The following is a 24,230-nucleotide window of genomic DNA, read 5'->3' as shown; positions in this document are numbered from 1 at the left end:
ATTGGGAGGAACCATGAAGCTCACGAAACGCACTCTGCTGACCGGACTTGCCGCTGGTCTGCTGTCGGCGACCGGTCTTGCCGGAACCGCCTACGCCCAGACCACCCTTACGGTGCTCGTCGACAATAGCGCCGACACGGTGAAATTCTCCGAGGCGCTGATCGCCGCCTTCGAGGCCAAGCACCCCGACATCAACCTCGAGCTCGAAACGCGTCCCGGCGGTGCGGAAGGGGATAACATCACCAAGACGCGTCTCGCCACGCAGTCGATGAACGACATCTTCCTCTACAACTCAGGCTCTCTCCTGCAGGCGCTCAATCCGGAGCGCACCATCACGCCGCTAACGGGCGAGCCGGTGCTCGATCGGGTGGCGGATTCGTTCGAGCAGGCGGTGACCTTCAATGGCCAGGTCTATGGCGTGCCGGTGCAGCCCGCCATGGGCGGCGGCATCCTCTATAACCGCAAGATCTACGAGGAACTCGGCCTCTCCATCCCCAAGACGTGGGAAGAGTTCATGGCCAACAACGAGAAGATAAAGGCGGCCGGCAAGGTCGCGGTGATCCAGACCTATCGCGACACTTGGACCAGCCAGCTCTTCGTCCTCGCCGACTTCTTCAACGTGCAGGCCCAAGTGCCCGATTTCGCTGAGCAGTATACGGCGGGTAAGGCCAAGTTCGCCACCACGCCGGCAGCGCTGCGTGGCTTCGAGCACCTTGCAGAAGTCAATGCTGCCGGCTACCTGAATGAAGACTATGGCGCTGCCACGTATGACGATGGGCTGCACATGTTGACTTCGGGCGAGGGTGCTCACTACCCGATGCTGACCTTCGCCATCGCCGCGATCACCGCCACCTACCCGGACGCGATCGACGACATCGGCTTCTTCGCCCAGCCGGGCGATAGTGCGGACAGCAACGGCCTCACCACCTGGATGCCGGCGGCCTGGTACATCTCGGCCTCCAGCCCCTACCAGGAAGAAGCCAAGATGTTCCTTGATTTTGCGGCTTCGGTGGAAGGCTGCGACGTGATCACCGAGGCAGTGGGTGCCGCCGGTCCCTACCTGATCGATGGCTGCGGCTTGCCCGAAGACGTGCCGCCGGCGGTCTCGGACATGCTTCCTTACTTCCAGGAAGGCGGGCAGAGCGCGCCGGCCCTCGAGTTCCTCTCGCCCGTCAAGGGTCCGGCCCTCGAACAGATCACCGTGGAGGTTGGCTCGGGCACGCGGTCGCCCGCCGACGGGGCCGCGCTTTATGACGAGGACGTCCGCAAGCAGGCGCAGCAGCTTGGCCTCCCGGGCTGGTAAGCACCTGCAACTGCGCGGCCCGGGGAAGTTCGCTCCCTGGGCCGCCACTTTCGGCGATGGGGCAACGGGATGACAGCATTGACCGTGACAGAGTCCGCCACCCGTAAAGGCCATCCTGCAGGTGCTCGCCGGCGCTCGCCCTACCCGGCCTGGTTCTTCCTGCCGGCGGCCATCATCTACGGAGTGCTGTTCCTCGCCCCGACCTTCGCCTCGCTCTATTTCAGCCTGACGCGCTGGACCCTGTTCAACTCCGTGTTCATCGGCCTGGAAAACTTCGTCCAGTTCTTCCGCGAGCCGTTCCTGGTGCAGGGCCTGGTCAACACCGTGATCTACGCGGTGATCACCTCGGGCCTCAAGGTCATGCTCGGCATGCTGCTGGCGCTGCTGCTCACCAGCAATATCATCGCTCGCGGTTATCTGCGCTCGGTCGTGTTCTTTCCAGTGCTCGTCTCAACGGTCGGCGTCGGCATCACCTTCACCGTGCTGATGCACCCGACCCAGGGCATGATCAACGAAGGACTGGCGCTGCTCGGCATCGACGGCCCCGGCTGGCTGACCGACCCGCGCCTTGCGCTGATCTCGGTGGCGCTCGTGGACGTGTGGAAGGGTGTGGGCCTCGCCACGGTCATTTATATTGCCGGGCTCGTCGCCATCCCGAAAGACTACTACGAGGCCGCCCGCATCGACGGCGCCACGCGCTGGCAGAACTTCTGGTACGTCACCCTGCCGCTGAGCCGGCCGGCTACGGCCACGGTCATCATCCTGAGCTTCATCGGCGGCCTGAGGACCTTTGACCTGATCTGGGCCATGACCCGCGGCGGTCCCGGCTTTGCATCCGATACCGTCGCCTCGGTGATCTACAAGCAGTACCAGGCCGGTTTCTATGGCCTGTCGACTGCCGGCAATGTTGTCCTGTTCGTGCTGATCGCCGTTCTGGTGGTGCCGCTCACCATGTTCCTCAACCGCAAGCAGGGTCACGAATGAGCAAGGCCGGCCCAATAGTCGGCGGCATCGCCGCCATCGTCATCTCGGCACTCGTGTTCCTGGTGCCGTTCGCGTTCATCATCCTGACCGCCTTCAAGGACCGCGCCCAGGCCGCCGCGCTCGATTTCACCTGGCCCGCAAGTTTCAATCTGTGGACCAACCTGGTGGAAGTGGTCACCACCCGGAACTGGATGCTGGTCACGGCCTTCATCAACTCGACCATCCTGACCGTCTCCAGCGTCACGCTGCTGGTGGTGTTCGCCGCGATGGTCGGGTTCATCCTGGCGCGCCGCAAGTCGCGCTGGAACCCGCTGGTCGAGTTCCTGATTCTGGCGGGGTTGATGATCCCGCCGGCGGTGGTTCCTACGATCTGGCTGATGCAGGGTCTCGGGCTGTTCGGCAAGCTCCACGGACTTGTCCTGATCGAGGTGGCCTACAACCTGCCGTTCTCGATCATTCTCTACCGTGCCTTCATCGCCACCATTCCGCGGGAACTGGACGAGGCAGCGATCATCGACGGAGCGCGGCCACTCGATGTCTTCTTCCGGGTGATCCTGCCGCTGCTCTGGCCGGTGACGGTGACCAATATCGTGGTGCAGTCCGTCGGCATCTTCAACGACTTCACCAACCCGCTCTATTATCTGCCGGGCAACCAGAACGCGACCGTTCAGCTGACGCTCTACAATTTCCAGTCGCAGTTCAACACGTCCTATAACCTGCTCTTCACCAACATCCTGCTGATCACCATCCCGCCATTGATCGTCTTCCTGTTCTTCAACCGGCAGATCGTGGCGGGCATGACTGCGGGCGCCGTTAAGGGATAACCACATGGCTGGCCTTGATCTGAAAGATCTGCGCAAGAACTACGGCACCGTCGAAGTCATCAAGGGTGTCGACCTCTCCATCGACCATGGCGAGTTCGTCGTGTTTGTCGGGCCGTCGGGGTGTGGCAAGTCCACGCTGCTGCGCATGATCGCCGGCCTGGAGGAAATCACGGGCGGCGAGTTGTGGATCGGTGACAGGCTCTGCAACACCGTCGAACCGCGCGACCGCGGCATCGCCATGGTGTTCCAGAACTACGCGCTCTATCCGCACATGACCGTCTACGACAATGTCGGGTTTGGGCTGAAGCTGGCGAAAACACCGAAGGCCGAGCGCGACCGCAGAATTCGCGAGGCGGCCCGCATCCTGCAGATGGAGCACCTGCTGCAGCGCAAGCCCAGCCAGTTGTCTGGTGGCCAGCGCCAGCGCGTCGCTATTGGCCGCGCCATCGTGCGGCAACCGGAAGTCTTCCTGTTCGACGAACCCTTGAGCAATCTCGACGCAGCGCTGCGCGTCGAAACGCGCATGGAAATTGCCAAGCTGCACCAGGATCTCGGTACGACCATGGTCTACGTCACGCACGACCAGGTGGAAGCCATGACGCTGGCGGACAAGATCGTCGTGCTCGATCGTGGGGTGGTGCAGCAGGTGGGCTCACCGATCGAGCTCTACCAGCGGCCCGCTAACCTTTTTGTTGCGGGCTTTATCGGTTCGCCCAAGATGAATTTGCTTCCGGCAACCGTTGATGCAGTGGAAGGGGATATCGTGCGGGTCTCCAGCAGGGATCTTGCCGCGACAGCCATCAGGGCGCGGAGCGATGGTCTCAAAAAGGGTGACAGCATCACTCTGGGCGTGCGTCCGCATGCTCTCGTGCCAAACCAGAATGGCAATGTTGTGGGGCAGGTGGCCTTGGTGGAACGGCTCGGTAACGAAACCAATGTGAGCGTTCGGCTTCCCGGTGGTACGCCGTTGATGGTTGTGCTGGATGGCGATCGCGCGCTTCGATTGGGCGAGAGCATAATTCTGGGTTTCGATCCCGCCCAGGCCCTGTTGTTCGATCAGTCAGGGGTTGCGCGCGAACCTCTGTGATCGGGACGCCGGCAAGCGGCGGCGTCCCGAGCCCAGAACTCGGGCCCCGGCCGCCATTCGAAGACCCCGCCCATCGGTTGAGGATGACCGAAAGGGGGCGTCCCCCAAGCGAGCGGCGCTCGATGGGCCCTAGTGGACCCGCTGGTCCAGTCGATCAACTGGTCGACAAGGTATTTGCCGATCGCTCCCTGATTATGTGCGCACCGCCTTTGCCAAGGGGCAGGGGCGCATCCAGATCCTGCTCAAGCACATGCTGCCCAATGCGCTGCTGCCGCTGGTCACCGTGGCCGGCATCAATCTTGGCATGTTGCTGGGCGGCACGGTCGTCACCGAGACAGTGTTCAGTTGGCCCGGCGTCGGTCGCCTGATCGTGCAGTCGGTCAGCCAGCGGGACTTCCCGGTGATCATTGCCGGCGTGTTCCTGATCTCGCTCGTCTTCGTCGTCATTAACCTGATCGTGGACATCCTCTACGGCTTCCTCGATCCACGCGTGAGGCTTGCATGATGGGCAAGATTTCCATTTCGCAGGGGGTCGCCATCAGGCTGCTCGCCATCGTCGCGGTACTGGTTGTCATCATTCCGATGCTGCCGGCTACGATCCTTATAACCAGAACCTGGGCGGCTCGCTGATTCCGCCCGGTGGCACCTCCTTCGATGGCCGTTTTTATCTGCTCGGCACCGATACACTGGGCCGCGACAGGCTTTCGCGCCTGGCTCTCGCCGGGCAGGTTTGTACCTTGATCGGCCTAGGCGCGGTGACGGTCAGCCTCGTCGTCGGCGTGACGCTGGGCCTGATCGCGGGCTATTTCCGCGGCCCTGTTGAAGTCTTCATCATGGGCCTTGCCGATCTGCAGCTCTCCATTCCGCGCGTTCTGCTGCTGATTGCCGTCACGGCCATTATCGGACCCAGCGTGGTCAATCTCGCCATCATCCTTGGTCTGACGAGCTGGGTGGCCTATGGCCGCGTGGCCCGTGGCATGACGCTGAGCCTGCGCGAGCGCGAATTCATTCTTTCCGCGCGCACACAGGGCGCTTCGGCGACGTGGAATATCCGCCAGCACCTGCTGCCCAACGTGTTGCCGCAGATGCTGATCGTCGGCTCCTATGAATTTGGCATGATCATCGTGCTCGAAGCCTCGCTGAGCTATTTGCGCAAAGTGCTGCTGGCGGGCGATCAACTCTTGAAGGGATGGGGTCCGCAAGTGCCGGTTCAGGCAGAGCGGCCGCAAGACGACACCCTGGGCGCCTTCTTTCAGTTTCTCGACCACCTCGACACGTTGCCGGATGACCTTGTGATCTTTCCCGGCCACGGCGATCCGATCCACAATTTCATGCAACAGGTCGCCAGCATCCGCAACGGCCATCGCCGGCGCCTCGAGCGCCTGCTGGACAGGATGAGCGGCGCCTTGACCGGTGCCGAGCTGGCGCCCCTGGTTTTCCCCAATCCGTCCAGCCGCCTCGCGGCCCGGTTGCCCTACTTGATGGCAGCCATGACCAACTATCTCGTCGCGCGATCACAGCTACGAGCGTGCAAGGATGCGGGCACTGTCAAATTCTGGAGAGAATGACATGACGCAAGGCGAACGAGGCAGCGGATCGCACGAGATCGTTGTTCTGGATGGTTTCCACGTTCGTCCCGCATGGTGTGCTACCATGCGGCAAGACCGTTAGCGACAAGCGTCGACGACAAGGCTTTCACCCAGTGACGACGGCCTTCCTCAAGGCGATTGCGCGCGTCACGGCGATGTCCAGGCATGGCAAACCTCACGTCACGCTTCTGTGGGCGTAATGGCCGTCTGTCCTCTAGTCACCGCAGTCTACGCCACCGCTCCGCTCGCTGGACGATCAGGCCGAAGCAACGAGAGGACTGGTCACGCGACATCTGCGTGACCGCCTTCTTTAGGACGGGCAACCGGACCCCCAGGATGTTCCCGTGACCCGCTCGGTACTGCCGGCAGTGCCAGCTCGCTGACTAGTCTGGCCCAATGCCGGAGATCCGTAGAGGCCTGGCCTCAGCCCGGAAGTTTCGGTCAAGGCCTGGCCGAAATGAGCGCGGTTGACCGCGCCCGCACCCGCATCTACGGCAATCGCGCCACGCTGGAAAAAGCCCGCAGTGCCGTCGGTGTCACGCTTGATCTCGAAGGGCTCGGTGCCGACCTGCCGATCGAAGGCGGCCCGCTCCCCGGGGGCCGGCATCAATTCCCGCTGGGCGAAAAGGGCCTCTTCGGCAGTGAGGACGACGAGCAGGTCGTCCGAGATGGCCCGCGGGCGGCGGTCGTCCGTCAGAGGAACGCCGTGATGGTCCGGGCGGCCATGTAGAGGGCAACGACGATGATCAGCCCGGCAAAGGCAATGTTCAGCTGGCCCTTCTTGCTGGCCATCAGGCCCGCCACGCGGGCGCCCACCAGCCCGCCGATCACCCCGCCACCGACGAACACGCCGGCCAGGGGCCAGTCGACCAGGCCCGAGAAGGCATAGCTGAGGGCCGTGGTGAGGCCGAATGCGGTGACCGCCACCAGCGAGGAGCCGATCGCGTTGAGGATCGGCATGCCGGTCGACGCCACCAGGCCCGGGACGATCAGGAAGCCGCCGCCGATGCCGAAAAAGCCGGAGAAGGCGCCGGTCAGCCCGCCATAGGCCAGAACCTTTGGCGCTTTTTCCCGGTTGCAGGTGGCGCCGGCCACGCCGGGATTGCCCCGCCCGCGGAACATCAGCACCCCCACGACAAGCATGAGGAGGGCAAAAAGGAACAGGAGTTTCTCCCCGTCCATGGCTTTGCCCAGGGTAGAGCCCACGAAGGCCCCCGCGATGCCGGCGACTGTGTACATCAGGGCGCAGCGCCAAATGACGTTGCCCCTGCGGGCATGGGTCACAAGGTTGGCGGCAGCGTTGGCTGCCACCGCGAAGGCGCTTGTTCCGATGGCCACATGAGCCACAGGAACCCCCACCACATACACCATGAGCGGTACGGCAAGGATGGAGCCGCCGCCGCCGAACAGCCCGAGGGTAAAGCCCACGAGGCTGCCGGAAAGCGCGCCGAGCAGATATTGCAGGGGTTCGAGAAGCATATTCGGCTTTCGTTCAGAGGGTAGCGGAATAGAGGCTGCCGGCGCGGCCGCCGGAGCGGCAATAGCCCAGGATGGGGCCATCGATCTCAGCCTTGGCCTGCTCGAAGCGGATCAACTGGCCTTCGGTGAGCTGTCCCGACACGGGGATATGGAAGGCCTTGAGCCCGACCTTCTCTGCGGCTTGTGCGATTTCGTCAAAGGACGGCTGACCGGGATCCTCGTTGTCGGGGCGGGCGCAGACGATGCCCTTATAGCCGGCCTCGGCAATGGCCTTCATGTCCTCTGGCTGGATTTGCGGGCTCTGGGCGAACCGGTCGTCGATCTTCTTGATGTTCATCTTTGTTACTCCTTGTTGGTGCTGAGCCCATTGATGGGCACTTTGAGATAGGTTTTTCCATCGTCCTCTGCGGGCGGAAGCCGCCCCGCCCGCATGTTCACCTGCAGGCTGGGAATGATCAGCTTGGGCATGGACAGGGTCCTGTCCCGCTCTTCGCGCATCTTGACGAAGGCGTCCTCGGACGTGCCATGGCCGACATGGATGTTGTGGTCCCGCTCTTCGGCGACTGTGGTTTCCCACTGGATGTCCCGTCCGTTCGGGCCATAGTCGTGGCACATGAACAGCCGCATCTCGCCGGGCAGCGTCAGTACCCGCTGGATCGACCGATAGAGGGTGCGCGCATCGCCGCCAGGAAAGTCGGCACGGGCGGACCCGCCATCGGGCATGAACAGGGTGTCGCCGACAAAGGCGGCATTGCCGATGACATGCACCATGTCTGCGGGGGTGTGCCCCGGCGTGAACAGGGTGTAGGCCGTCATGGTGCCGATCCGATAGCTGTCGCCGTCCTTGAAGAGCCGGTCGAACTGCGATCCGTCGCGCTGGAATTCAGTACCTTCGTTGAAGATCTTGCCGAACGTGTTCTGCACGACGCAGATCTGGTCGCCGATACCCAGCTTGCCGCCCAGCTTCGACTGGATATAGGGCGCAGCCGAAAGGTGGTCGGCGTGGACATGGGTCTCGATCAGCCATTCCAGCGTCCAGCCGTGGGTCTGAATGTGCTCGATGATCTTGTCGGCACCCTCATAGGCGATGGTGCCGGAGGCGTAGTCGAAGTCCATGACCGAATCGATCACGGCACATGCGTTGGAATGGGGGTCCTTGGCGATGTAGCTGATGGTATTGGTCGGCTCGTCGAAGAACGCGACCACCTCGGGCTTCACGGCCAAATCGGGTATGAATGGAAGAGCTTGGGCAGGCATTTTACATTCCTTTCCAGGTCTAGGGTCAGGCCAGGGCTGCACGGCGGGCGGATAGAGCCTTGATCCCGCGCGCGAGCCAGATCCCACCGATCATCGCGGCAACGAAGATGAACGGAGCCGGCTCGCCTGATCCCAGAGCCGGGATTGCACCGCCGGGGCAGAAGCCAGCTATGCCCCAGCCGATGCCGAACAGGGCCGAGCCGGCAACGAGCGGCACGTCCACCTCGCGCTTGGTCGGCAGGTGGAATTTGCGATCCAGGGCCGGTGCAGGCCGGCGCAGCACCAGCCGGTAGCCCACGAAGGTCACGATCAGGGCGGAGCCCATCACCAGCAGGAGGCTGGGGTCCCAGGTGCCGAAGATGTCGAAGAAGTTGAGGACTTTGGCCGGATTGGCCATGCCGGAGATGGCGATGCCGGCGCCGAAGACAAGACCGATAGCTGCGGCGGATATCGTGCGGAGGAGCATCAGAACCCCCCCAGGATGTGACGGACAGTGAAAACGGTCAGGGCCGTCGTCGCCATGAAGGTGAGGGTGGCAACGATGGACCGGGTCGAGAGTCGCGCCAGCCCGCAGACGCCGTGGCCTGAGGTGCAGCCACCGCCGTATGACACGCCAACGCCCACAAGCAGGCCGCCCAGAATGATGGCCCAGGAGGGAAGCTCTGCCTGCAGCGGCAAGGGAGTACCCGTCAGCAGCAGGATCACAACTGGAGCAGCGATGGCCCCCACCAGGAAAGCGAGACGCCACCCCCAGTCGCCTTTGGGCACAATGACGCCTTCGAGAATGCCAGTCATCCCGGCGATCCGGCCGTGCAGGGCCATGAGGGCAACGGCCGCGAGGCCAATGAGCGTGCCGCCGATGACGGCTTCAGTGGGTGTGAAAACGGTTTCCATGGTCCTATTTGTGGCTGGGCGTTACGGGCGGGACTGACCCCGGTCAAAAACGTCATTGACCCATATATTCGAATATTCTAATATGTCAACCATGCGAGCCGACGACATTTCTCCAATGCACATTACCGATCTTGAGCCGCGTGCCGAAGAGGCCGCTCAATTGCTCACCGCAATGGCCAATCCCAAGCGCCTGCTCATCCTCTGCAATCTGCTCGAGCAGGAGCGCAGCGTCAGCGAACTCACGCGGATCGTCGACCTCGAGCAGTCGCCTCTCTCGCAGCATCTTTCCAAGCTGCGGGCGCTGGGACTGGTCAAGACGCGCAGGGACGGGCAGACCATTTTCTACCGTCTGGCGTCTGATGCGGTAACGCGTTTGCTGGGCACGCTGTACGACATCTATTGCCGGCCGGGTAACGCTGCGGGCGCGTCGGCCTAGCAGCCCTGTGAAGCCGCTTGCCGGGCGTCACGCCGGCTCCAGTTCCCCCAGGATCGTCGGCACCAGTTCGGCAACGGTCGGGTGAATGTGCATGGTCTGCCGCAGGGCCGTGGCCGTTGTTCCGGCCTGGATGGCGTCGAGCAGGACATGCACCACCTCATCCCCGCCGACGCCGAAGATCGTGGCGCCCAGGATGGCATCGGTATTGGCATCCACAACCACTTTCATGAAGCCGGTCGTCTCGCCCTTTTCCGTGGCCCGCGACACGCGCGTCATCGGGCGCTTGCCCACCAGCACGGCGTGCCCCGCCGCCTGGGCGTCCGCCACGCTCATGCCCGCGCGGCCCATGGGCGGGTCGGTGTAGAGTGCATAGGCAGTCTGCCTGTCCTTGGTCGAGCGCGATGCGCCACCCAGCAGATTATCGGCCACGATTTCGTAGTCGTTGTAGCTGGTGTGGGTAAAGGCCCCACGGCCGTTGCATTCGCCCAGCGCCCAGACGCCTTCCACATCCGTCTCGAGCCGCGGATTGGTGACGATGTAGCCGTGCTTGTCCGTCGAGATGCCGGTCGCCTCAAGCCCAAGATCGTCCGTATTCGGCACCCGTCCCACCGCCACCAGCAGGTGTGTGCCGGCGATCATTTCGCCGCTCTTCAGCGTCACGCCCACGCCCTCATCGGTCTTGGCGACAGAGGCCGCCTCGGTGCCCAGCCGGAACACCACGCCCTCGCCGGCCAGAAGCTCCGTCACCACCTCCGAAGCGTCCTCGTCCTCGCGCTTGAGCAGGCGGTCCCCATGCTCGATCACGGTCACCGCGCTGCCGAAGCGGCGAAACATCTGCGCGAACTCCAGCGCAATGTAGCCGCCGCCCAGGATGATGAGATGATCGGGCGCCTGATCGAGCTCCAGGATGGAACTGTTGGTCAGGGGCGTGATCTGATCGAGACCGGGCAGGTCCGGGATGCGGGCGCGCCCGCCGACATTGATGAAGATTTTTGGCGCCGTCAGCCGCCGCTCGCCCACCGCGATCTCGTGGTCGGAGACGAACCGCGCATGGCCGAACAAGAGATCGACGCCATCGGTCCCTTCGAGCCAGGATTTGAGGCCATCGCGCGATGCCTCGACGATGTGATCCTTGCGCACGCGAACGCGCCGCATGTCGACCGAGACCAGGCCATCCACCGACACGCCATAATCGTCCGCCCTACGCGCCATGTGCGCCACATGGGCACTGGCCACCATCGCCTTGGTGGGCGTACAGCCGGTGTTCACGCAGGTGCCGCCAAGCAGATGGCGTTCGATCAGCACCACCTTCTGCCCGGCCCCTGCGAGGCGTGCGGCAAGCGCGGGACCCGCCTGGCCCCCGCCGATGATGATGGCGTCGAAGGTCTCGATCATGCGGCTCAACTCCCCGGTCTTGGTGCTTCCCCTGAACGAACGTCAGCGCGGCCATGGCGTTGCCTTCCGTGGCACGGGAGAGGGTCAAGCACAGCGCGCGGCGACGCAACACGGGAAGGTGCCTCACCGTCTATCGGCGGCACCCTCGCAGTTTGGGGCTGCGCTGAGCGTCGCCTCTTCGCCCGGTTCCTGGCCAAGGTCCATGCAGACCTCGTCCGTGCACAGGCGCCACCCGCCGCCGGTTGCCCCGGAAGCCGCGAGCCGCACCGAGGGGAGGGGCGGAAGATGGGGGGAGTAGGTCCAGCCGCCATCCACCCAGCGGGCATCCGGGGGCAGGTCGATGCCCGCCCCGGACCCTTCCACTGTCGCCGAAACCAGCTGCAGCGCGCGCTCCTCGACCTGCCAGTGCTCCTCCCAGCGTGTGTGCTCCACCGAATGGGTCCAACTCAGGCTGAAGGAGGAGACGGCAAGGGCGGTGACGCCGGCGGCGCTGGCGATGCAGAGCATCAGCCCGCCACCGCCGCCGTCTGCCGCCGGTTGCGCCACCAGTGCTGGCCGATGAAGAGGATCGCGAGCAGGTAGCCCACCTCATCGGTCCATGGCAGCGCCAGCACTAGCAGGATGCCGATGGCGAACGCCGCTATCCGCTCGACCACGGCGGCGCGAGCGAAGAGGAAGCCGACCACGGCCACGCCCCACAGTCCGATCGCCAGCACCGTCTTGAAGACGATATAGACGACCTCCACCGGATACCCGAACTGGGCGGCCATGGCGCCGCCATCCTGCAGCATCAGCGAGGGCGTGTAGACCGCCATGAACGGAACGATGAAGCCTGCCGCGGCGAGCTTGGTGGCCTGCAGCGAGATCTTCAGGCCGGACGTCTTGGCCATGGGCGCCGCGGCAAAGCAGGCCAGGGCCACCGGTGGCGTCAGGTCGGCCATGATGCCGAAGTAGAACACGAACATGTGGCTCACCAGCAGCGGCACGCCCAGTTCCAGCAGCGCGGGCCCGGCGAGCGACGAGGTGATGATGTAGTTGGGGATGGTCGGAATGCCCATGCCGAGCACGAGGCAGGTGATCATCGTCAGGACCAGCGAGAGGAACAGGTTGTTCTCTCCGATGGCGATCACGGCGCCGATGAAGGTGGAGGCAATCCCGGTGAGCGTGAGCGTGCCGATGACGATCCCGACGATTGCGCAGGCGATGCCGACCGGCAGCGCGTTGCGGGCGCCCTCGGCGAGCGAATCCCGCACGATGCCAAGCGTTTCCCGCCCCCCGCGAACGAAGATGCAGGCCACCACCAGCGCGGCGATGACCATAACGAGGAGGTTGACGCCGAACTGCAGGAAGGCGGCCGATGCCAGCCCAAGGGCAATCCAGAAGACGAACCGGAAGATGCGTGGTCCGATGGCTGCCGAGAGCGGCATGCCCAGGATCAGCACCACAACCAGCGCCAGCCCCATGGTGCCCGCAAAGATCGGCGTGTAGCCGGCAAACAGCAGATACACCAGCGCGGCCAGGGGCAGCACGAGTGGCCAGTGTTCGCGTACGGCGGCCCAGGGGTTGGGCAGTTCGTCCTTGCTGAGCCCGCTCAGCCCGGCCTTGCCGGCCTCCAGGTGCACCACCCAGAAGCACGTGCCGAAATAGAGGATGGCGGGAATGATGGCCGCGACGACGATGGCGCTATAGGGCACGTCCAGCGTCTCGGCCATGATGAAGGCCACGGCGCCCATGATGGGCGGCATGATCTGGCCGCCCATGGAGGACGTGGCCTCGACGCCGCCGGCGAAAGCCGCCCGGAAGCCGAAGCGCTTCATCAGGGGGATCGTGAACTGGCCGCTCGCGACCACGTTGGCGACACCCGACCCCGAAATGGTCCCCATCAGGGCGGAGGAAAGCGTGCAGACCTGCGCCGGTCCCCCGCGCCAGCCGCCGACCAGCCCGAGGGCAAAGTCGTTGAAGAGCGCCAGCATTCCGGCGCGCTCGAGAAATGCGGCGAAGACGACAAAGATGAAGATATAGGCGGCCGAGACATAGATCGGCGTCCCGTAGATGCCCTCGGTGCCAAAGCCGAAATGCTCGATGATCTGCGCCAGGTCATAGCCGCGATGGCCGAACGTTCCGGGCAGGTACTGACCGAATAGGCAATAGAGCAGGAACAGCCCCGAGATGATCGCCAGGGGCAATCCCATGAGGCGCCGGGCTGCCTCGAAGACCAGAACGATGACCGCACCGCCGACCACCAGGTCCATGGGCGTGAGAAAGCTGGAGCGGCGCAGGATGTCGGCATAGAACACCCAGTTATAGACGCCTGTGAGAAAGCCGATGATGCCCAGCGCCCAGAAGAAAAAGCGACCGGTCAACGTCTTGGCGACGAGGTTGCCGACCAGCCCGTAGCCCAGCAGCAGCAGGAAGCCCACATGCATGGCGCGGACGACCTGGCTCGGCAAAGTCCCATAGGCCGCCGTCCACAGCTGGAACAGCGCGAAGGCGATTGCGATGCAAAAGGCCACGCGACCCATGAGGCCGGTGCCAAAGCCCGGAGGCAGTCCTTCTACCGCTTCTTCGGCAGTTTGCGGCGCCATGGCCGCCGTCGTTGCTGACGTCATCGAGTTTCCTCCCAGAACTCTTGGAATAGCCCGGAGGGAGACCCTCCGGGCATCGGTCGGGCCTTAGAGCAGCCCGGCTTCCTTGTAGTAGCGCTCGGCGCCCGGATGCAGCGGGATCGTCAGCCCTTCGGTGGCCTTGGCCGGGTCGATCGCGCCGGCAGCGGAGTGGGCCGACTTCAGGCGGTCGAGGTTCTCGAACAGCAGCTTGGTCATCTGGTAGGCGGTCTCGTCGCTGACGCCCGCGCGGGTAACCAGGATGTTGCCGATCGCTGCGGTCGGCACGTCCTCGTCCTGCCCGTCATAGGTGCCCGCGGGGATCACGGCCGGCACATAGGGCGCACCGATCTTGTTCACCACATCGGCCGGAATGGCCACGAGGTTGATGTCCATGGTGGCCGACAGGTCCTTGATGAAGGCCACGCCCAGGCCGGACGACTGCAGCGTCGAGTCGAGCTGCCGGTTCTTCATCAACTCGGCCGATTCCGCATAGGGCAGGTACTCGAGCTTGCCGAGGTCGTCATAGCTCATGTCCGAGGCCGCGAAGATGGCCCGCGCATTGAGCTCCGTGCCCGACGCCGGAGCGCCGACCGACATGGACTTGCCCTTGAGGTCGGCGAAGGACTCGATGCCGGATTCCCCGCTGGCAACCACCTGCACGTAGTTGGGGTAGATGGCGGCGATGGCGCGCAGTTCTGTCAGCGGGGCCGGGAAACCGGCTTCCTCTACGCCTTCCCAGCCGGCCTTCACGGAATCGCCAAGGGCAAAGGCCAGTTCACCCTTTTCCTGCTGCAGCAGGTTCAGGTTTTCGACGGACGCCTTGGTGGCCTGGACCTGGGTGCGGGCGCCCTCGATGTTCTCGGCATAGATTTCCGAGAGGGCTACACCGAGCGGGTAGTAGACGCCCGAGGTGCCGCCGGTGAGGATGTTGATGTACTCCTGCGATTGTGCCGGAGCGGCACTGGCGATCAGAGCCACCCCCATCAATAGGCCGGCGATGGGACGTGTGGGAACAAACGACATGCTTTTTCCTCCCTGTGCATGTTGATCCGGAACGCGACCGAGATCGCGCACAACACCTAAGTTGCAAGCGCCATGCCACGAGCGAGATATAGCATTATCAAGGGCTTAGAGCTTCGGGCGGAATCAGTTCCGGCGGATGAGCGCCAAAGCCGCTGGACCTGTGGCGGAAATCCGCCCGCTATTGGGCGTGATCGCGCAACCCGTAGCGGACGATCTTCTCGTTGAGGGTCCGGCGCGCGATGCCGAGCTTTTCGGCCGCCTCGGCGGATACCCCGTTGGCGTCCCGCAGGGCGTCCAGGATCAATCCGGCCTCGAACCGCGCCACCAGTTCGGGCAGGGTGCTGCTGCCGTCCGGGGCGGTTGGCGCGGCCGATCCAGCCCCCAGCCCCAGAACCCGCCGCTCCGCTGCCGCTTTGAGCTCCCGCACATTGCCCGGCCAATTCTGCTCGCGATACTGCGCCAGTTCCACCGCATCGAGATGGGGGTGCGGCAGGCCGAAGCGGTGCGCCGCGGCCAAGGCGAAGCGGGTGAACAGCATTTCGATGTCCTCCTTGCGCGCGCGGAGGGGCGGGATTTGCAGGTCGACGGTCGCGAGCCGAAAATAGAGGTCGGACCGGAAGCGCCCGGCGGCGGCTTCCTCCCGCAGGTCCACCTTGCTGGCCGCGATGAACCGCACGTCGATCGGCCGCACGACGTTGGTCCCCAGCGGCTCCACCGTTCGCTCCTGGATCGCCCGAAGCACCTTGGCCTGCAGCGCCAACGGCATGGATTCGATCTCGTCGAGAAAAACGGTGCCGCCTCGCCCGTGCTCGAGCCGCCCGATCCGTTCGCCCGCCGCCCCGGTGAAGGCACCCTTGGCGTGCCCGAACAATTCGCTCTCGAACACCGTTTCGGGAATGGCAGCGCAGTTGATGGCCACGAAATGTCCCTGCGATCGGGCCCCGAAATCGTGCAGCGCCCGCGCCACGACTTCCTTGCCGGTTCCCGTTTCGCCGGTGATCAGCACGTCCACGTCGATGTCGGCCAGGTGCAACACCGAGCGCCGCAGCTGCGCGATCGCCAGGGACTGCCCGACCAGCCGGTCCTCCATGGTGGCGGCGCCATCGCCGCGCCGGAGCCGCTTCAGTTCCTGCAGCGCCCGCCGCTGGGCCACCGCCCGGTCGAGCACTGCCACGAGATGGTCCGCATCATAGGGCTTCTGCAGGAAATCATGCGCGCCCTGCCGCATCGCATCGACGGCCAGCGCAACATCGCCATGCCCCGTCAACAGGACCACCGGCAGGTCCGCGTCCACTTGCCGAAAGTGCCGCAGCACCTCGAGCCCCGAAACGACCGGCATGCGCACATCGGTGACGATACAATCGACTTCTGCCGGATCGACGGCGTCCAGCGCCCGGCATGGGTCGGTGAAGGTCGCGATGGTGAACCCGGAAACGCCCAGCCAATCCTCGGCGGCCTGGCACAATTCCGGCTCGTCGTCGACAAAGACGATGACGCCGCGCGTCATGCCGGCACCGCCACGGCCGGTGTGGCCCGGGTCTCGAAGACACCCAGGCTCACCTGTGCCACCGTGCCCCCGCCGGCCCTCGGCGAAAACTCCAGCGTGCCGCCGAATTCCTCAAGCAGCATCCGCGTAATGGAGAGTCCAAGGCCAAGGCTCTCGCCGGAATTTTTCGTGGTGAAGAACGGCTCGAACAGCCGCTCCCGCACCGCCTCCGACATGCCCGTGCCGCTATCGGCAATCTCGATCTGCAAGTGATCGTCCTTGTTCCTCGCCGTGACCACGATCGCCCCATCCGCCATGCCGGTTGTGGCCTCGACCGCATTGAGCAGCAGATTGATGAACACCTGTTCGAGCCGGACAGCGTTTCCCTTGGCCCGGGCCAGGGCAGGGGAGACATCGATCGTCAAGGCTATGCCCCGGTCCCGCGCCTGTGGCGTCACGATTTCGACGGCAGCCTCCAGCACCGCCGCAACATTGACCGCCTCGGCCGGCCCCGGCTCCCGGCGGCCCGAGAAGTTGCGCAGGTGCTTGACCGTGCGCTGCATGCGCTTGAGCAGGTTCCGGGCCGAAGCCAGCGTCCGGCGCACCTCCGCCTTTGCGTCTCTCTCCGCATGGAGGTCGGCGGCAGCCAGCGTGTTGTCCAGCGCTGAAAGCGGCTGGCTCACCTCGTGCACGATGGCCGCGGACATGCGGCCCAGCGCCGCCAGCTTGGCCGCATGGACGAGGCTCTCTTGCGTATCGCGCAATTCGGCCTCCGCCCGGCGTCGTTCCTCCACCTCATGCGCCAGCGCCCGCGTCCGCTCCGCCACGCGCTGCTCCAGCACCGCGTTCTGCTCGAGCCGCATCCGGGTGATCTGCCGCCTTTGCCGATAAAGGGCAAAAAGGGCAAAAAGCATCAGCGTCAGCAACGCCGCCACCCCGCCGGTCAGCGAGGCGACGCGCTCCACCGGTTCGAGCGGAATGGCCGAGAGCAACTGCCAGCCCTCGGGATCGAGGAGACGGCTGTCGAGCAGATAAACCTGCCCCTCATATGCCAACCGCGTCCCATCGGCGATTCTTGTGGGCAAACCCAGCGGAAGCGCCGCAGCCAGGTCGATGCCGTCATACCGGCGTTCCTGCCCGAGCCTGTCGAGCGTCTCTGCGCCGAGCGGACGCAGCGGCCGGTACATCCAGCGCGGATCCCCCGCAAGGAAGATGATGCCGTCGCTGTCGGCAAGCCCGCTGAGTTCTCCAGCCTCGGCCCAGGTTGAGGCCAGGGGAGACATGTCGACCTTGGCCACCGCCACGCCGATCGTGCGCCCACTGGCGACAATCCGGCTCGAGAGGAAATAGCCCGGTTTCCCCGTGGTGACGCCCACGGCATAGAACCGACCGCTCCCATCCTCCATCGCCTGTTGAAAATAGGGCCGGAAGCCATAGGAATGGCCCACGAAACTTCCCGGCTCGTTCCAGTTGCTCGCCGCCAGCGTCAGCCCGTCCGTGTTGAGGACGTAGAGTTCGTCCGCGCCCGACATGCCGCGCACGGCCTGCAGATAGGTGTTGGCATGCAACGCCGTTTCGCCCGCAGCCTCCTCTTCGAGCAGCCGCACGATGCGCTCGTCCTTGCCGATCACGCCGGGAAGATAGCGAAACCGCTCGATCTCGCTTTCGACCGAGCGCTGGCTGATCGTCAGCCGATCCTGCACCTGCCGCTCGGCCTCGGCCATCAGCCGCAAGGTCGACGCGTGCCAGGTGGCCGCCGCCACGGCGAACACCGTGAGCACTGCCGCCAGCGCGAGCACCACATGGTGCCGTCTGACCTTTGCCATGTCCGTTCCTCCACCAGCCTCTTTCGGGCTGTCGTAAAAACTCTGTCGCACTCGCTGCCGCGATGCAATCGCAACCATCGTCTGGCGTGGCCACAGAGGACGTGTCGGCTAAGACGGTCCGAGGCTTCCTTATGTCGTGGGATGAGCGCGAGCCAAGGCTGGAATTGCCTGCCGGGGGCACCAATATTCAGTGCGAACGAGCCCGGAGCCACTCATGAGCAATATCGTCTGCACCGCCTGCGGGGCCACCAACCGCATTCCTGAAGGCCGCGATGCGCTGTCCGGCAAGTGCGGAAAGTGCGGTGCCGCGCTCTTCCCCGTAACCGTGCCCGACGTCACGACACCGGTTTTCGACAAGCAGGTTGCGCGCTCCAGCATCCCCGTCGTGGTCGACGTCTGGGCGCCCTGGTGTGGCCCGTGCCGTGTCATGGGTCCCGAATTCGCCAAGACCGCTCAGTCGATGCAGCCGGACCTTCGCTTCCTCAAGCTCAACTCCGACGAGCAGCAGCAGGTCGCGTCCCGGCTTGGCATTCGCGGCATCCCCACAATGCTTTTGTTCAAGGATGGCAAGGAGGTGGGGCGGGTCTCCGGCGCAATGCCGGCGCCCCAGATACAGTCGTGGATCGAAGACCAGCTGCGGCGCTGATCGTCGGCTAGAGGCGACGCGCCACCTCTTCGAGCTGCGTGGTGCAAAGCCCCCAGCCTTCGTGGAAGCCCATCTTCTCGTGCGCCTGCTTGTCCTCTTCCGTCCAGTGGCGGGCAAGGGCGGTGTATCGTGTGCGCCCGTTCTCCGGCACGAAGGTCAGGATGCAGGTGAAGAAGGGCTTTTCCGATGGCGCCCAGTCACCGACATAGGCGTCGGTGAACACCAGCTTGCGGTTGGGGATCACGTCCAGGTACTGACCCCGATTGGGGTATTCGGTGCCGGTTTCATCCGCCATGACGACTGTGCAGGCGCCCCCGGGCCGCACGTCCAGCGTGGCGCGCGGCGTTGACCAGGGTTTCGGAGCGAACCACTGGACCAGCAAGTCCGGGATGGTCCAGCAGCGGTAGAGCGCTTCGGGTGAAGCATCGATCAGGCGGGTGAGAACGAGGTCGCGGGCTGTCTCGGAAGGTATGGCGGCGTCTGGCATGTTCGGGCTCCCTGAATGTGCAGTCACCAGGACGACGAAAGCCCCGAGGCCGCTTCGACATCCCCGGTGCGGTTTTTCTCCCTCAGGCCGCCGACGGCTTCAAAGATCTCAGTGCCGGCCGCAGGTGCCCGTCATGCGCCTCGAGCGCCCGCCGCGCCTCGTTCGGCGCCAGCCCGCTCACGGCAATAAGAACCGCCAGCTTCACCGAACCACCGCTCTGCTCGAGAGCCTCTCCGGCCACTGCCGCGTCGACGCCGGCTATCGCGCACACCATGCCGCGGGCCCGTTCGCGCAGCTTGTCATTGTCGGCAACGACATTGATCATATAGCCATCATGCACATGACCCAGGCGGATCGCCATCAGCGTCGACATTGTATTGAGGGCAATCTTCTGAGCCGTTCCGGCACCCATTCGCGTCGATCCGGCGATAACCTCCGCCGGCGTCCGCAGGTGGACCGCAACGTCCACCATCCCGAAGAGCCGGGCACCGGCATTGTTCGCGATGCCGATCGTTCTGGCGCCGTGGCCGCGCGCGGCCTCGGCCGCCGCCAGCGGAAAGGGCGTCTGCCCACTGGCCGTCACGGCGATAAGGCAATCCCGCTGAGACGGGACCAAAGCCTCTATCGCGGCCTTGGCCGCCCCGCCATCGTCCTCGGGGCCGCCCCGCATGTCGCTCAGGGCCGCCATGCCGCCCGCCAGCACGACTTCGATCTGCGATCGGTCGATACCATAGGTGCCCGGCAATTCGAGCGCGTCGGCCAGCGCCATCAGTCCCGAACTTCCGGCCGCCGCGTAGATCAGCCTGCCGCCTTGGCGAACGGTTTGGGCCATCAAGTCCGCCGCAGCTGCGATCGCAGCACCGGCCTCACCCACGCAACCGGCGGCCTCGGCCTGGCCAGCAGCCAGAAGGGCGACGATGTCACTATCGCTCCTCAGGTCGAGCGCATGGGCCTGCGAATGAGCCGATTCTGTTTGCTGTGCCGGCATGGCCTCGTCCAAGGTCGCGTCTGCAATGCCAAAGCCATACCACTTCTCGTTTTTCGATCAACCCGCGCAGCGGCGCCGGAGGGCCAGAGGCGCCGATCGGTCAAAAAGCGCAAGTGGTACGCTTGCCGGTAGTGCAATGGTATCTTATTGGTATTAAAGAGGCACGGGATTGATATGGAAGGAAAGGCTGTGACGGACTTCGGGGGCAACATCTTTGCCGGTGGTCCGGTTATCCTTCCACCGGGCGGACCGCTCTATCTGCAGCTCAAGCGGTGGATCGTCGAATCCATCAGTCGCGGCCTCATAAACCCAGGCGACGCGCTGCCTTCCGAGCGCGACCTGGCGTTGCGCGCAGAGGTTTCCCGGGTAACGGTTCGTAAGGCCGTGCAGCAATTGGTGCAGGACGGTGTCCTCGTGCAACGGCACGGCTCCGGCACCTTCGTTGCCCCGCCCGCCCAGCGCGTCGAACAATCGCTGTCGCAACTGACCTCCTTCACCGAGGACATGGCCCGCCGCGGCATGGCCGTGCGGGCTGAGTGGCTTGAGCGGGGGCTCTACATCCCATCGCCGGAGGAAACCGTGGTTCTGGGGCTGGGATCGGGAGAAAAGGTCGCCCGCATCAATCGCTTGCGCCTGACGGGCGACACGCCGCTGGCGATCGAGCGCGCCAGTCTGGCTGCGACAATTCTCCCCGATCCTCTCGCCATCAAGGATTCGCTCTATAAACACCTGGACAAGACCGGGAACCGGCCGGTGCGCGCCATCCAGCGTATTCGCGCCGCCAATCTGGGTGAAGAGGACGCGCTTCGCCTGCAGGTCCCGGTCGGCTCGGCCGGTCTCAGCATCGAGCGCACATCCTACCTCGCCTCCGGGCGGGTGATCGAATACACGCGCTCCATCTACCGGGGCGATACCTATGACTTTGTCGCCGAACTTCGGCTCGGCGACGGATCAACCAAAGGAGCTGCCTGATGACCCAGACCACGCACATGCGCCGCGAGGTGGAGGAAATCCCGCAGGTCGTGGCCGGTTTCCTCGACGCCTCGGCTCCCGTGCTCGACGCTGCGGCCGCGCGCCTGCGCGAGATTGATCCGGCCGTTATCGTCACCGTTGCACGCGGCTCGTCCGATCACGCATCGACGTACCTCAAATACGCCATCGAGCTGACGCTGGGCGTACCCGTGGCCTCCGTGGGCCCCTCCATCGCTTCGATCTACAACAAGCAGCTCAAGCTCCGCTCGGCCGCCGCGATCGCCATTTCGCAGTCCGGCAAGAGCCCCGATATCGTGGGCATGGCCCAGTCGGCCAGACGCAGCGGCGCAACGACGATTGCCATCACCAACACCGCAGGGTCCCCGCTCGCCGAAGCCTCCGATTTCACCATCGATCTGCACGCCGGGGTCGAGCAGAGCGTGGCGGCGACCAAGACCTTCGTCACCTCCGTGGTGGCCGGCCTGGCGCTCCTGGCGCGCTGGAGCCAGGATGCCGCCTTGCAGCGTGCCATCGGCGAACTCCCCGAGTCCCTCTCCAGGGCCGTCGCCTGCGACTGGTCCGAGATGATCGGGGCCTTGGACGGCCAGGATGCCCTCTACGTCCTCGGCCGTGGCCCGGGCTATGCCATCGCCAACGAAGCCGCGCTGAAGTTCAAGGAAACCTGCGGCATCCAGGGCGAGTCCTATAGCGCCGCCGAAGTGATGCACGGCCCCGTGTCCATCGTGACAGCCGGCTACCCGGTCCTCGGCCTGGCGGCGCGCGACGCAGCCGAGGGTTCGGTGGCTGATATGGCCCACAAGCTCGCGGGGCAGGGCGCCCGAGCCTTCCTCACGAGCGATCGGCCCGGGCCTGCGACCCGATTGCCGTTTGCGGCCACGGGGCATCCGCTCACCGACCCGCTGGCGCTGATTGTGTCCTTCTATCGTTTCGTCGAGGCGCTGGCGCTGCATCGCGGCCTCAATCCGGATGCGCCGCCCATGCTCAAGAAGGTCACCGAAACCGTATGAGCGACCTCAAGGCGATCGAGGGCGCCCGCATCTTCGACGGCCACCGATGGTACGACGAGGCCGCGCTCCTCGTCGAACTCGGCTATGTCAGCGGGGTTGTGAGCGTCGATGACGTGCCTGCCAATGCCGAACGCATCGCGGCCAAGGGTGCCATGCTGGTGCCGGGCTTCATCGATCTGCAGGTCAATGGCGGCGGTGGCGTCCTTTTCAACAACGACCCGTCGCTGCAGTCCATCCAGACGATCTGCGCCGCCCATACCCAGTTTGGCACCACTGCCCTCCTGCCGACCCTGATCACCGATACGGCCGCGGTGAATGAAGCCGCCATAGAAGCCGGCCGCGCTGCGACCGAGACGCGCGTCCCGGGCTTCCTCGGTCTTCACCTCGAAGGCCCCCACCTGGCGCTTTCCCGTAAGGGAACCCACGACCCGGGGCTCATCAGGCCGATGGACGACACTGACCTGTCCCGCATCGTCGGCGCCGCCAGCCTGCTCCCGAATCTGCTGTGCACCGTGGCCGCCGAAACCGTCACCCCGCAGCAGGTTGCGGCCCTTGCCGGCGCCGGCGCGATCGTGAGCCTCGGACACTCCGACGCAAGCTACGACCTGGCTGAAGCGGCCTTCGATGCCGGCGCCACGATGGTCACGCATCTCTTCAACGCCATGAGCCAGATGGGCAATCGCGAGCCGGGTCTCGTGGGCGCAGTGCTCGACCGGGGGGAGATCTTCGCCGGCCTTATTGCCGACGGCATTCATGTTCATCCGGCCAGCATCGGCGTCGCCCTACGCGCCAAGCGCCCGCCCGGCCGCATATTCCTTGTCACCGACGCCATGTCGCAAACCGGCACGGACCTCCGGACCCTGACGCTCAACGGCCGCACCATCACCCGGGCCGACGGCGCCCTGCGCCTCGCCGACGGCACACTGGCCGGAGCCGATCTCGACATGATCGACGCCGTCAACTTCGTCGCTGACCGGATCGGTCTGCCCTTCGAGGAAGCCCTGCGTATGGCTTCCCTCTACCCGGCCATGGCGATGAAGATAGACGACGTCTACGGCCACCTCGCATCAGGGGCTATGGCCAATTTCGTCCTCCTCGATGACCAGCGCCGGGTCTGCTCCACCTGGATCGGCGGCGAAAAGGTCTGGTCCGCCTGATCAGCCGCGGCCGATATAGGGCATCGTCGTGGCCATCACGGTCATGAACTGCACATTGGCGCTGAGCGGCAGCCCGGCCATGTAGAGAATCGCGTCCACCACATGGCGCACGTCGAAGGTTGGCTCCGGCATCATCGTGCCATTGGCCTGCAGGGAGCCGCTGTTCATCGCGCCGGTCATGTCGGTCGCCGCATTGCCGATATCGATCTGCCCGCAGGCAATGTTGAACGGGCGGCCGTCGAGCGAAATCGCCTTGGTGAGCCCGGTGATGGCGTGCTTGGACGTTGTGTAGCTGGCAGCGTGCGGCCGGGGCACGTAGGCCGAGATCGACCCGTTGTTGATGATGCGCCCACCCTGGGGCGACTGGTCCCGCATCAGTCGGAACGCTTCGCGCGCTACGTAGAAGGCACCATTGAGGTTGGTGTCCATCATGACGCGCCAGGTGTCGACGCTGATGTCCCCGAACGGCGTGGCCGGCGCAAAGCGGCCGGCATTGTTGAAGACCAGATCCAGCCGCCCCGTTTCGCTTCGCAACTGCCGAAAGAGCGCGGCGACGGCATCAGTATCGGTCACATCGCACACGACGCCATGAAGGTCATGCTCCCGCGTCATCGACTCGACAAGTTCGGCTCGGCGCCCGCAGACGACGACCGACCAGCCGGCCTGCCGCAACCCGATGGCCGACGCTTTCCCGATGCCCGAAGTGCCCCCGGTCACCAGCGCCACTTTCCGCTCGCTCATCCCATTCTCCACATTTCTGCCC

The 24,230-nt window shown here is 64.8% G+C and carries 26 protein-coding genes; 12 read left to right on the top strand and 14 right to left on the bottom strand.

Going from position 1 to position 24,230, the window contains the following annotated elements:
- Positions 1-13 precede the first annotated feature (13 nt).
- The 7 genes from IC608_RS06135 (at position 14) to IC608_RS06105 (ending at position 6,517) form a co-directional block, all read left to right on the top strand.
- Positions 14-1,303 carry an ABC transporter substrate-binding protein gene (locus tag IC608_RS06135; RefSeq protein ID WP_191773531.1) on the top strand — a complete coding sequence of 430 codons (1,290 nt, stop codon included), beginning with the start codon at positions 14-16 and terminating at the stop codon, positions 1,301-1,303.
- 69 nt (positions 1,304-1,372) lie between these two features.
- The gene (locus IC608_RS06130) at positions 1,373-2,287 is read left to right on the top strand and encodes a carbohydrate ABC transporter permease (RefSeq protein WP_191773529.1); all 915 of its coding nucleotides are present in this window, start codon (positions 1,373-1,375) and stop codon (positions 2,285-2,287) included.
- Entirely contained in the window at positions 2,284-3,111 is an 828-nt protein-coding gene (locus IC608_RS06125; protein WP_191773527.1) for a carbohydrate ABC transporter permease, read from the top strand. The genes IC608_RS06130 and IC608_RS06125 overlap by 4 nt, the downstream gene beginning before the upstream one ends.
- Positions 3,112-3,115: 4 nt before the next feature.
- Positions 3,116-4,198, top strand: coding sequence for an ABC transporter ATP-binding protein (locus IC608_RS06120; protein WP_191773525.1), 1,083 nt, complete (start codon positions 3,116-3,118; stop codon positions 4,196-4,198).
- A gap of 196 nt (positions 4,199-4,394) precedes the next feature.
- Positions 4,395-4,703 (top strand): ABC transporter permease, encoded by a 309-nt coding sequence (locus IC608_RS06115; RefSeq protein ID WP_345890842.1) that lies wholly within the window; start codon positions 4,395-4,397, stop codon positions 4,701-4,703.
- A complete protein-coding gene (locus IC608_RS06110) occupies positions 4,696-5,766 on the top strand; it encodes an ABC transporter permease subunit (RefSeq protein WP_191773523.1) in 1,071 nt (356 codons plus the stop codon). Before IC608_RS06115 ends, IC608_RS06110 begins: the two co-directional genes overlap by 8 nt.
- Before the next feature lie 478 nt (positions 5,767-6,244).
- Positions 6,245-6,517, top strand: coding sequence for a hypothetical protein (locus tag IC608_RS06105; protein ID WP_191773521.1), 273 nt, complete (start codon positions 6,245-6,247; stop codon positions 6,515-6,517).
- Here the strand turns inward: IC608_RS06105 and IC608_RS06100 are convergent.
- From IC608_RS06100 to IC608_RS06080, 5 genes are read right to left on the bottom strand one after another with little or no spacing between them, the layout of a single operon-like run.
- Positions 6,481-7,266 (bottom strand): sulfite exporter TauE/SafE family protein, encoded by a 786-nt coding sequence (locus IC608_RS06100; protein ID WP_191773519.1) that lies wholly within the window; start codon positions 7,264-7,266, stop codon positions 6,481-6,483. The genes IC608_RS06105 and IC608_RS06100 overlap by 37 nt on opposite strands.
- 13 nt (positions 7,267-7,279) lie before the next feature.
- Positions 7,280-7,603 (bottom strand): protein tyrosine phosphatase family protein, encoded by a 324-nt coding sequence (locus tag IC608_RS06095; RefSeq protein ID WP_191773517.1) that lies wholly within the window; start codon positions 7,601-7,603, stop codon positions 7,280-7,282.
- Positions 7,604-7,608: 5 nt separating this feature from the next.
- Positions 7,609-8,523, bottom strand: coding sequence for an MBL fold metallo-hydrolase (locus IC608_RS06090; RefSeq protein WP_191773515.1), 915 nt, complete (start codon positions 8,521-8,523; stop codon positions 7,609-7,611).
- A gap of 25 nt (positions 8,524-8,548) precedes the next feature.
- Complete coding sequence (locus tag IC608_RS06085; RefSeq protein WP_191773513.1) at positions 8,549-8,989, bottom strand: DUF6691 family protein; 441 nt, start codon at positions 8,987-8,989, stop codon at positions 8,549-8,551.
- Positions 8,989-9,417 (bottom strand): YeeE/YedE family protein, encoded by a 429-nt coding sequence (locus IC608_RS06080; RefSeq protein ID WP_191773512.1) that lies wholly within the window; start codon positions 9,415-9,417, stop codon positions 8,989-8,991. Before IC608_RS06080 ends, IC608_RS06085 begins: the two co-directional genes overlap by 1 nt.
- Positions 9,418-9,532: 115 nt before the next feature.
- Here IC608_RS06080 and IC608_RS06075 point away from each other — a divergent pair, with 115 nt between their 5' ends.
- Positions 9,533-9,853, top strand: a complete 321-nt coding sequence (locus tag IC608_RS06075) for an ArsR/SmtB family transcription factor (RefSeq protein ID WP_248306172.1) — start codon at positions 9,533-9,535, stop codon at positions 9,851-9,853.
- 27 nt (positions 9,854-9,880) lie between these two features.
- On the opposite strand, the gene IC608_RS06070 is transcribed toward IC608_RS06075, so the two are convergent.
- The 6 genes from IC608_RS06070 to IC608_RS06045 all read right to left on the bottom strand — a co-directional run bounded on the left by IC608_RS06070 (position 9,881) and on the right by IC608_RS06045 (position 18,189).
- Positions 9,881-11,248, bottom strand: coding sequence for an FAD-containing oxidoreductase (locus IC608_RS06070; RefSeq protein ID WP_191773508.1), 1,368 nt, complete (start codon positions 11,246-11,248; stop codon positions 9,881-9,883).
- A gap of 123 nt (positions 11,249-11,371) precedes the next feature.
- Complete coding sequence (locus IC608_RS06065) at positions 11,372-11,794, bottom strand: DUF1850 domain-containing protein (RefSeq protein ID WP_345890841.1); 423 nt, start codon at positions 11,792-11,794, stop codon at positions 11,372-11,374.
- On the bottom strand, positions 11,755-13,857 hold the full coding sequence (locus IC608_RS06060) for a TRAP transporter permease (protein ID WP_191773506.1): 2,103 nt from the start codon (positions 13,855-13,857) through the stop codon (positions 11,755-11,757). Before IC608_RS06060 ends, IC608_RS06065 begins: the two co-directional genes overlap by 40 nt.
- Before the next feature lie 63 nt (positions 13,858-13,920).
- Complete coding sequence (locus IC608_RS06055) at positions 13,921-14,877, bottom strand: TAXI family TRAP transporter solute-binding subunit (RefSeq protein ID WP_191773504.1); 957 nt, start codon at positions 14,875-14,877, stop codon at positions 13,921-13,923.
- A gap of 178 nt (positions 14,878-15,055) precedes the next feature.
- Complete coding sequence (locus IC608_RS06050) at positions 15,056-16,384, bottom strand: sigma-54-dependent transcriptional regulator (RefSeq protein ID WP_191773502.1); 1,329 nt, start codon at positions 16,382-16,384, stop codon at positions 15,056-15,058.
- Positions 16,381-18,189, bottom strand: coding sequence for a sensor histidine kinase (locus IC608_RS06045; protein ID WP_191773501.1), 1,809 nt, complete (start codon positions 18,187-18,189; stop codon positions 16,381-16,383). Before IC608_RS06045 ends, IC608_RS06050 begins: the two co-directional genes overlap by 4 nt.
- 214 nt (positions 18,190-18,403) lie before the next feature.
- On the opposite strand from IC608_RS06045, the gene trxC reads away from it, so the two are divergent.
- Positions 18,404-18,835 carry a thioredoxin TrxC gene (trxC, locus tag IC608_RS06040; RefSeq protein ID WP_191773500.1) on the top strand — a complete coding sequence of 144 codons (432 nt, stop codon included), beginning with the start codon at positions 18,404-18,406 and terminating at the stop codon, positions 18,833-18,835.
- A 7-nt stretch (positions 18,836-18,842) separates the two neighbouring features.
- On the opposite strand, the gene IC608_RS06035 is transcribed toward trxC, so the two are convergent.
- Both IC608_RS06035 and IC608_RS06030 read right to left on the bottom strand, forming a co-directional pair.
- A complete protein-coding gene (locus IC608_RS06035; RefSeq protein WP_191773499.1) occupies positions 18,843-19,322 on the bottom strand; it encodes an SRPBCC family protein in 480 nt (159 codons plus the stop codon).
- Between the two features lie 82 nt (positions 19,323-19,404).
- The gene (locus IC608_RS06030; RefSeq protein WP_191773498.1) at positions 19,405-20,310 is read right to left on the bottom strand and encodes an N-acetylmuramic acid 6-phosphate etherase; all 906 of its coding nucleotides are present in this window, start codon (positions 20,308-20,310) and stop codon (positions 19,405-19,407) included.
- Between the two features lie 189 nt (positions 20,311-20,499).
- Between IC608_RS06030 and IC608_RS06025 the strand changes: the two genes are divergently transcribed.
- The 3 genes from IC608_RS06025 to nagA are packed head-to-tail and all read left to right on the top strand — an operon-like array spanning position 20,500 to position 23,467.
- On the top strand, positions 20,500-21,282 hold the full coding sequence (locus IC608_RS06025) for a GntR family transcriptional regulator (RefSeq protein ID WP_345890840.1): 783 nt from the start codon (positions 20,500-20,502) through the stop codon (positions 21,280-21,282).
- Positions 21,282-22,310, top strand: coding sequence for an SIS domain-containing protein (locus tag IC608_RS06020; protein ID WP_191773496.1), 1,029 nt, complete (start codon positions 21,282-21,284; stop codon positions 22,308-22,310). Before IC608_RS06025 ends, IC608_RS06020 begins: the two co-directional genes overlap by 1 nt.
- Positions 22,307-23,467, top strand: a complete 1,161-nt coding sequence (gene nagA / locus IC608_RS06015; RefSeq protein WP_191773495.1) for an N-acetylglucosamine-6-phosphate deacetylase — start codon at positions 22,307-22,309, stop codon at positions 23,465-23,467. Before IC608_RS06020 ends, nagA begins: the two co-directional genes overlap by 4 nt.
- Here the strand turns inward: nagA and IC608_RS06010 are convergent, their stop codons facing one another.
- Positions 23,468-24,208, bottom strand: coding sequence for an SDR family oxidoreductase (locus IC608_RS06010; protein ID WP_191773494.1), 741 nt, complete (start codon positions 24,206-24,208; stop codon positions 23,468-23,470). It lies immediately after the preceding gene.
- Between the last annotated feature and the right edge of the window lie 22 nt (positions 24,209-24,230).

Origin of the sequence: Devosia oryzisoli (assembly GCF_014837245.1) — a bacterium.
In the GTDB taxonomy this organism is placed as follows: domain Bacteria; phylum Pseudomonadota; class Alphaproteobacteria; order Rhizobiales; family Devosiaceae; genus Devosia; species Devosia oryzisoli.
This window is presented reverse-complemented; position numbering and strand designations above follow the sequence as displayed.

Bases quoted from the DNA above. Each gene is read 5' to 3' on its own strand.
- IC608_RS06075 (WP_248306172.1), top strand. From the start codon at position 9,533: ATGCACATTACCGATCTTGAGCCGCGTGCCGAAGAGGCCGCTCAATTG.
- IC608_RS06080 (WP_191773512.1), bottom strand. From the start codon at position 9,417: ATGGAAACCGTTTTCACACCCACTGAAGCCGTCATCGGCGGCACGCTC.
- IC608_RS06050 (WP_191773502.1), bottom strand. From the start codon at position 16,384: ATGACGCGCGGCGTCATCGTCTTTGTCGACGACGAGCCGGAATTGTGC.
- IC608_RS06010 (WP_191773494.1), bottom strand. From the start codon at position 24,208: ATGAGCGAGCGGAAAGTGGCGCTGGTGACCGGGGGCACTTCGGGCATC.
- IC608_RS06085 (WP_191773513.1), bottom strand. From the start codon at position 8,989: ATGCTCCTCCGCACGATATCCGCCGCAGCTATCGGTCTTGTCTTCGGC.
- IC608_RS06130 (WP_191773529.1), top strand. From the start codon at position 1,373: ATGACAGCATTGACCGTGACAGAGTCCGCCACCCGTAAAGGCCATCCT.
- nagA (WP_191773495.1), top strand. From the start codon at position 22,307: ATGAGCGACCTCAAGGCGATCGAGGGCGCCCGCATCTTCGACGGCCAC.
- IC608_RS06095 (WP_191773517.1), bottom strand. From the start codon at position 7,603: ATGAACATCAAGAAGATCGACGACCGGTTCGCCCAGAGCCCGCAAATC.
- IC608_RS06105 (WP_191773521.1), top strand. From the start codon at position 6,245: ATGAGCGCGGTTGACCGCGCCCGCACCCGCATCTACGGCAATCGCGCC.
- IC608_RS06030 (WP_191773498.1), bottom strand. From the start codon at position 20,310: ATGCCGGCACAGCAAACAGAATCGGCTCATTCGCAGGCCCATGCGCTC.
- IC608_RS06120 (WP_191773525.1), top strand. From the start codon at position 3,116: ATGGCTGGCCTTGATCTGAAAGATCTGCGCAAGAACTACGGCACCGTC.
- trxC (WP_191773500.1), top strand. From the start codon at position 18,404: ATGAGCAATATCGTCTGCACCGCCTGCGGGGCCACCAACCGCATTCCT.
- IC608_RS06125 (WP_191773527.1), top strand. From the start codon at position 2,284: ATGAGCAAGGCCGGCCCAATAGTCGGCGGCATCGCCGCCATCGTCATC.
- IC608_RS06045 (WP_191773501.1), bottom strand. From the start codon at position 18,189: ATGGCAAAGGTCAGACGGCACCATGTGGTGCTCGCGCTGGCGGCAGTG.
- IC608_RS06070 (WP_191773508.1), bottom strand. From the start codon at position 11,248: ATGATCGAGACCTTCGACGCCATCATCATCGGCGGGGGCCAGGCGGGT.
- IC608_RS06055 (WP_191773504.1), bottom strand. From the start codon at position 14,877: ATGTCGTTTGTTCCCACACGTCCCATCGCCGGCCTATTGATGGGGGTG.
- IC608_RS06020 (WP_191773496.1), top strand. From the start codon at position 21,282: ATGACCCAGACCACGCACATGCGCCGCGAGGTGGAGGAAATCCCGCAG.
- IC608_RS06135 (WP_191773531.1), top strand. From the start codon at position 14: ATGAAGCTCACGAAACGCACTCTGCTGACCGGACTTGCCGCTGGTCTG.
- IC608_RS06060 (WP_191773506.1), bottom strand. From the start codon at position 13,857: ATGACGTCAGCAACGACGGCGGCCATGGCGCCGCAAACTGCCGAAGAA.
- IC608_RS06090 (WP_191773515.1), bottom strand. From the start codon at position 8,523: ATGCCTGCCCAAGCTCTTCCATTCATACCCGATTTGGCCGTGAAGCCC.
- IC608_RS06100 (WP_191773519.1), bottom strand. From the start codon at position 7,266: ATGCTTCTCGAACCCCTGCAATATCTGCTCGGCGCGCTTTCCGGCAGC.
- IC608_RS06035 (WP_191773499.1), bottom strand. From the start codon at position 19,322: ATGCCAGACGCCGCCATACCTTCCGAGACAGCCCGCGACCTCGTTCTC.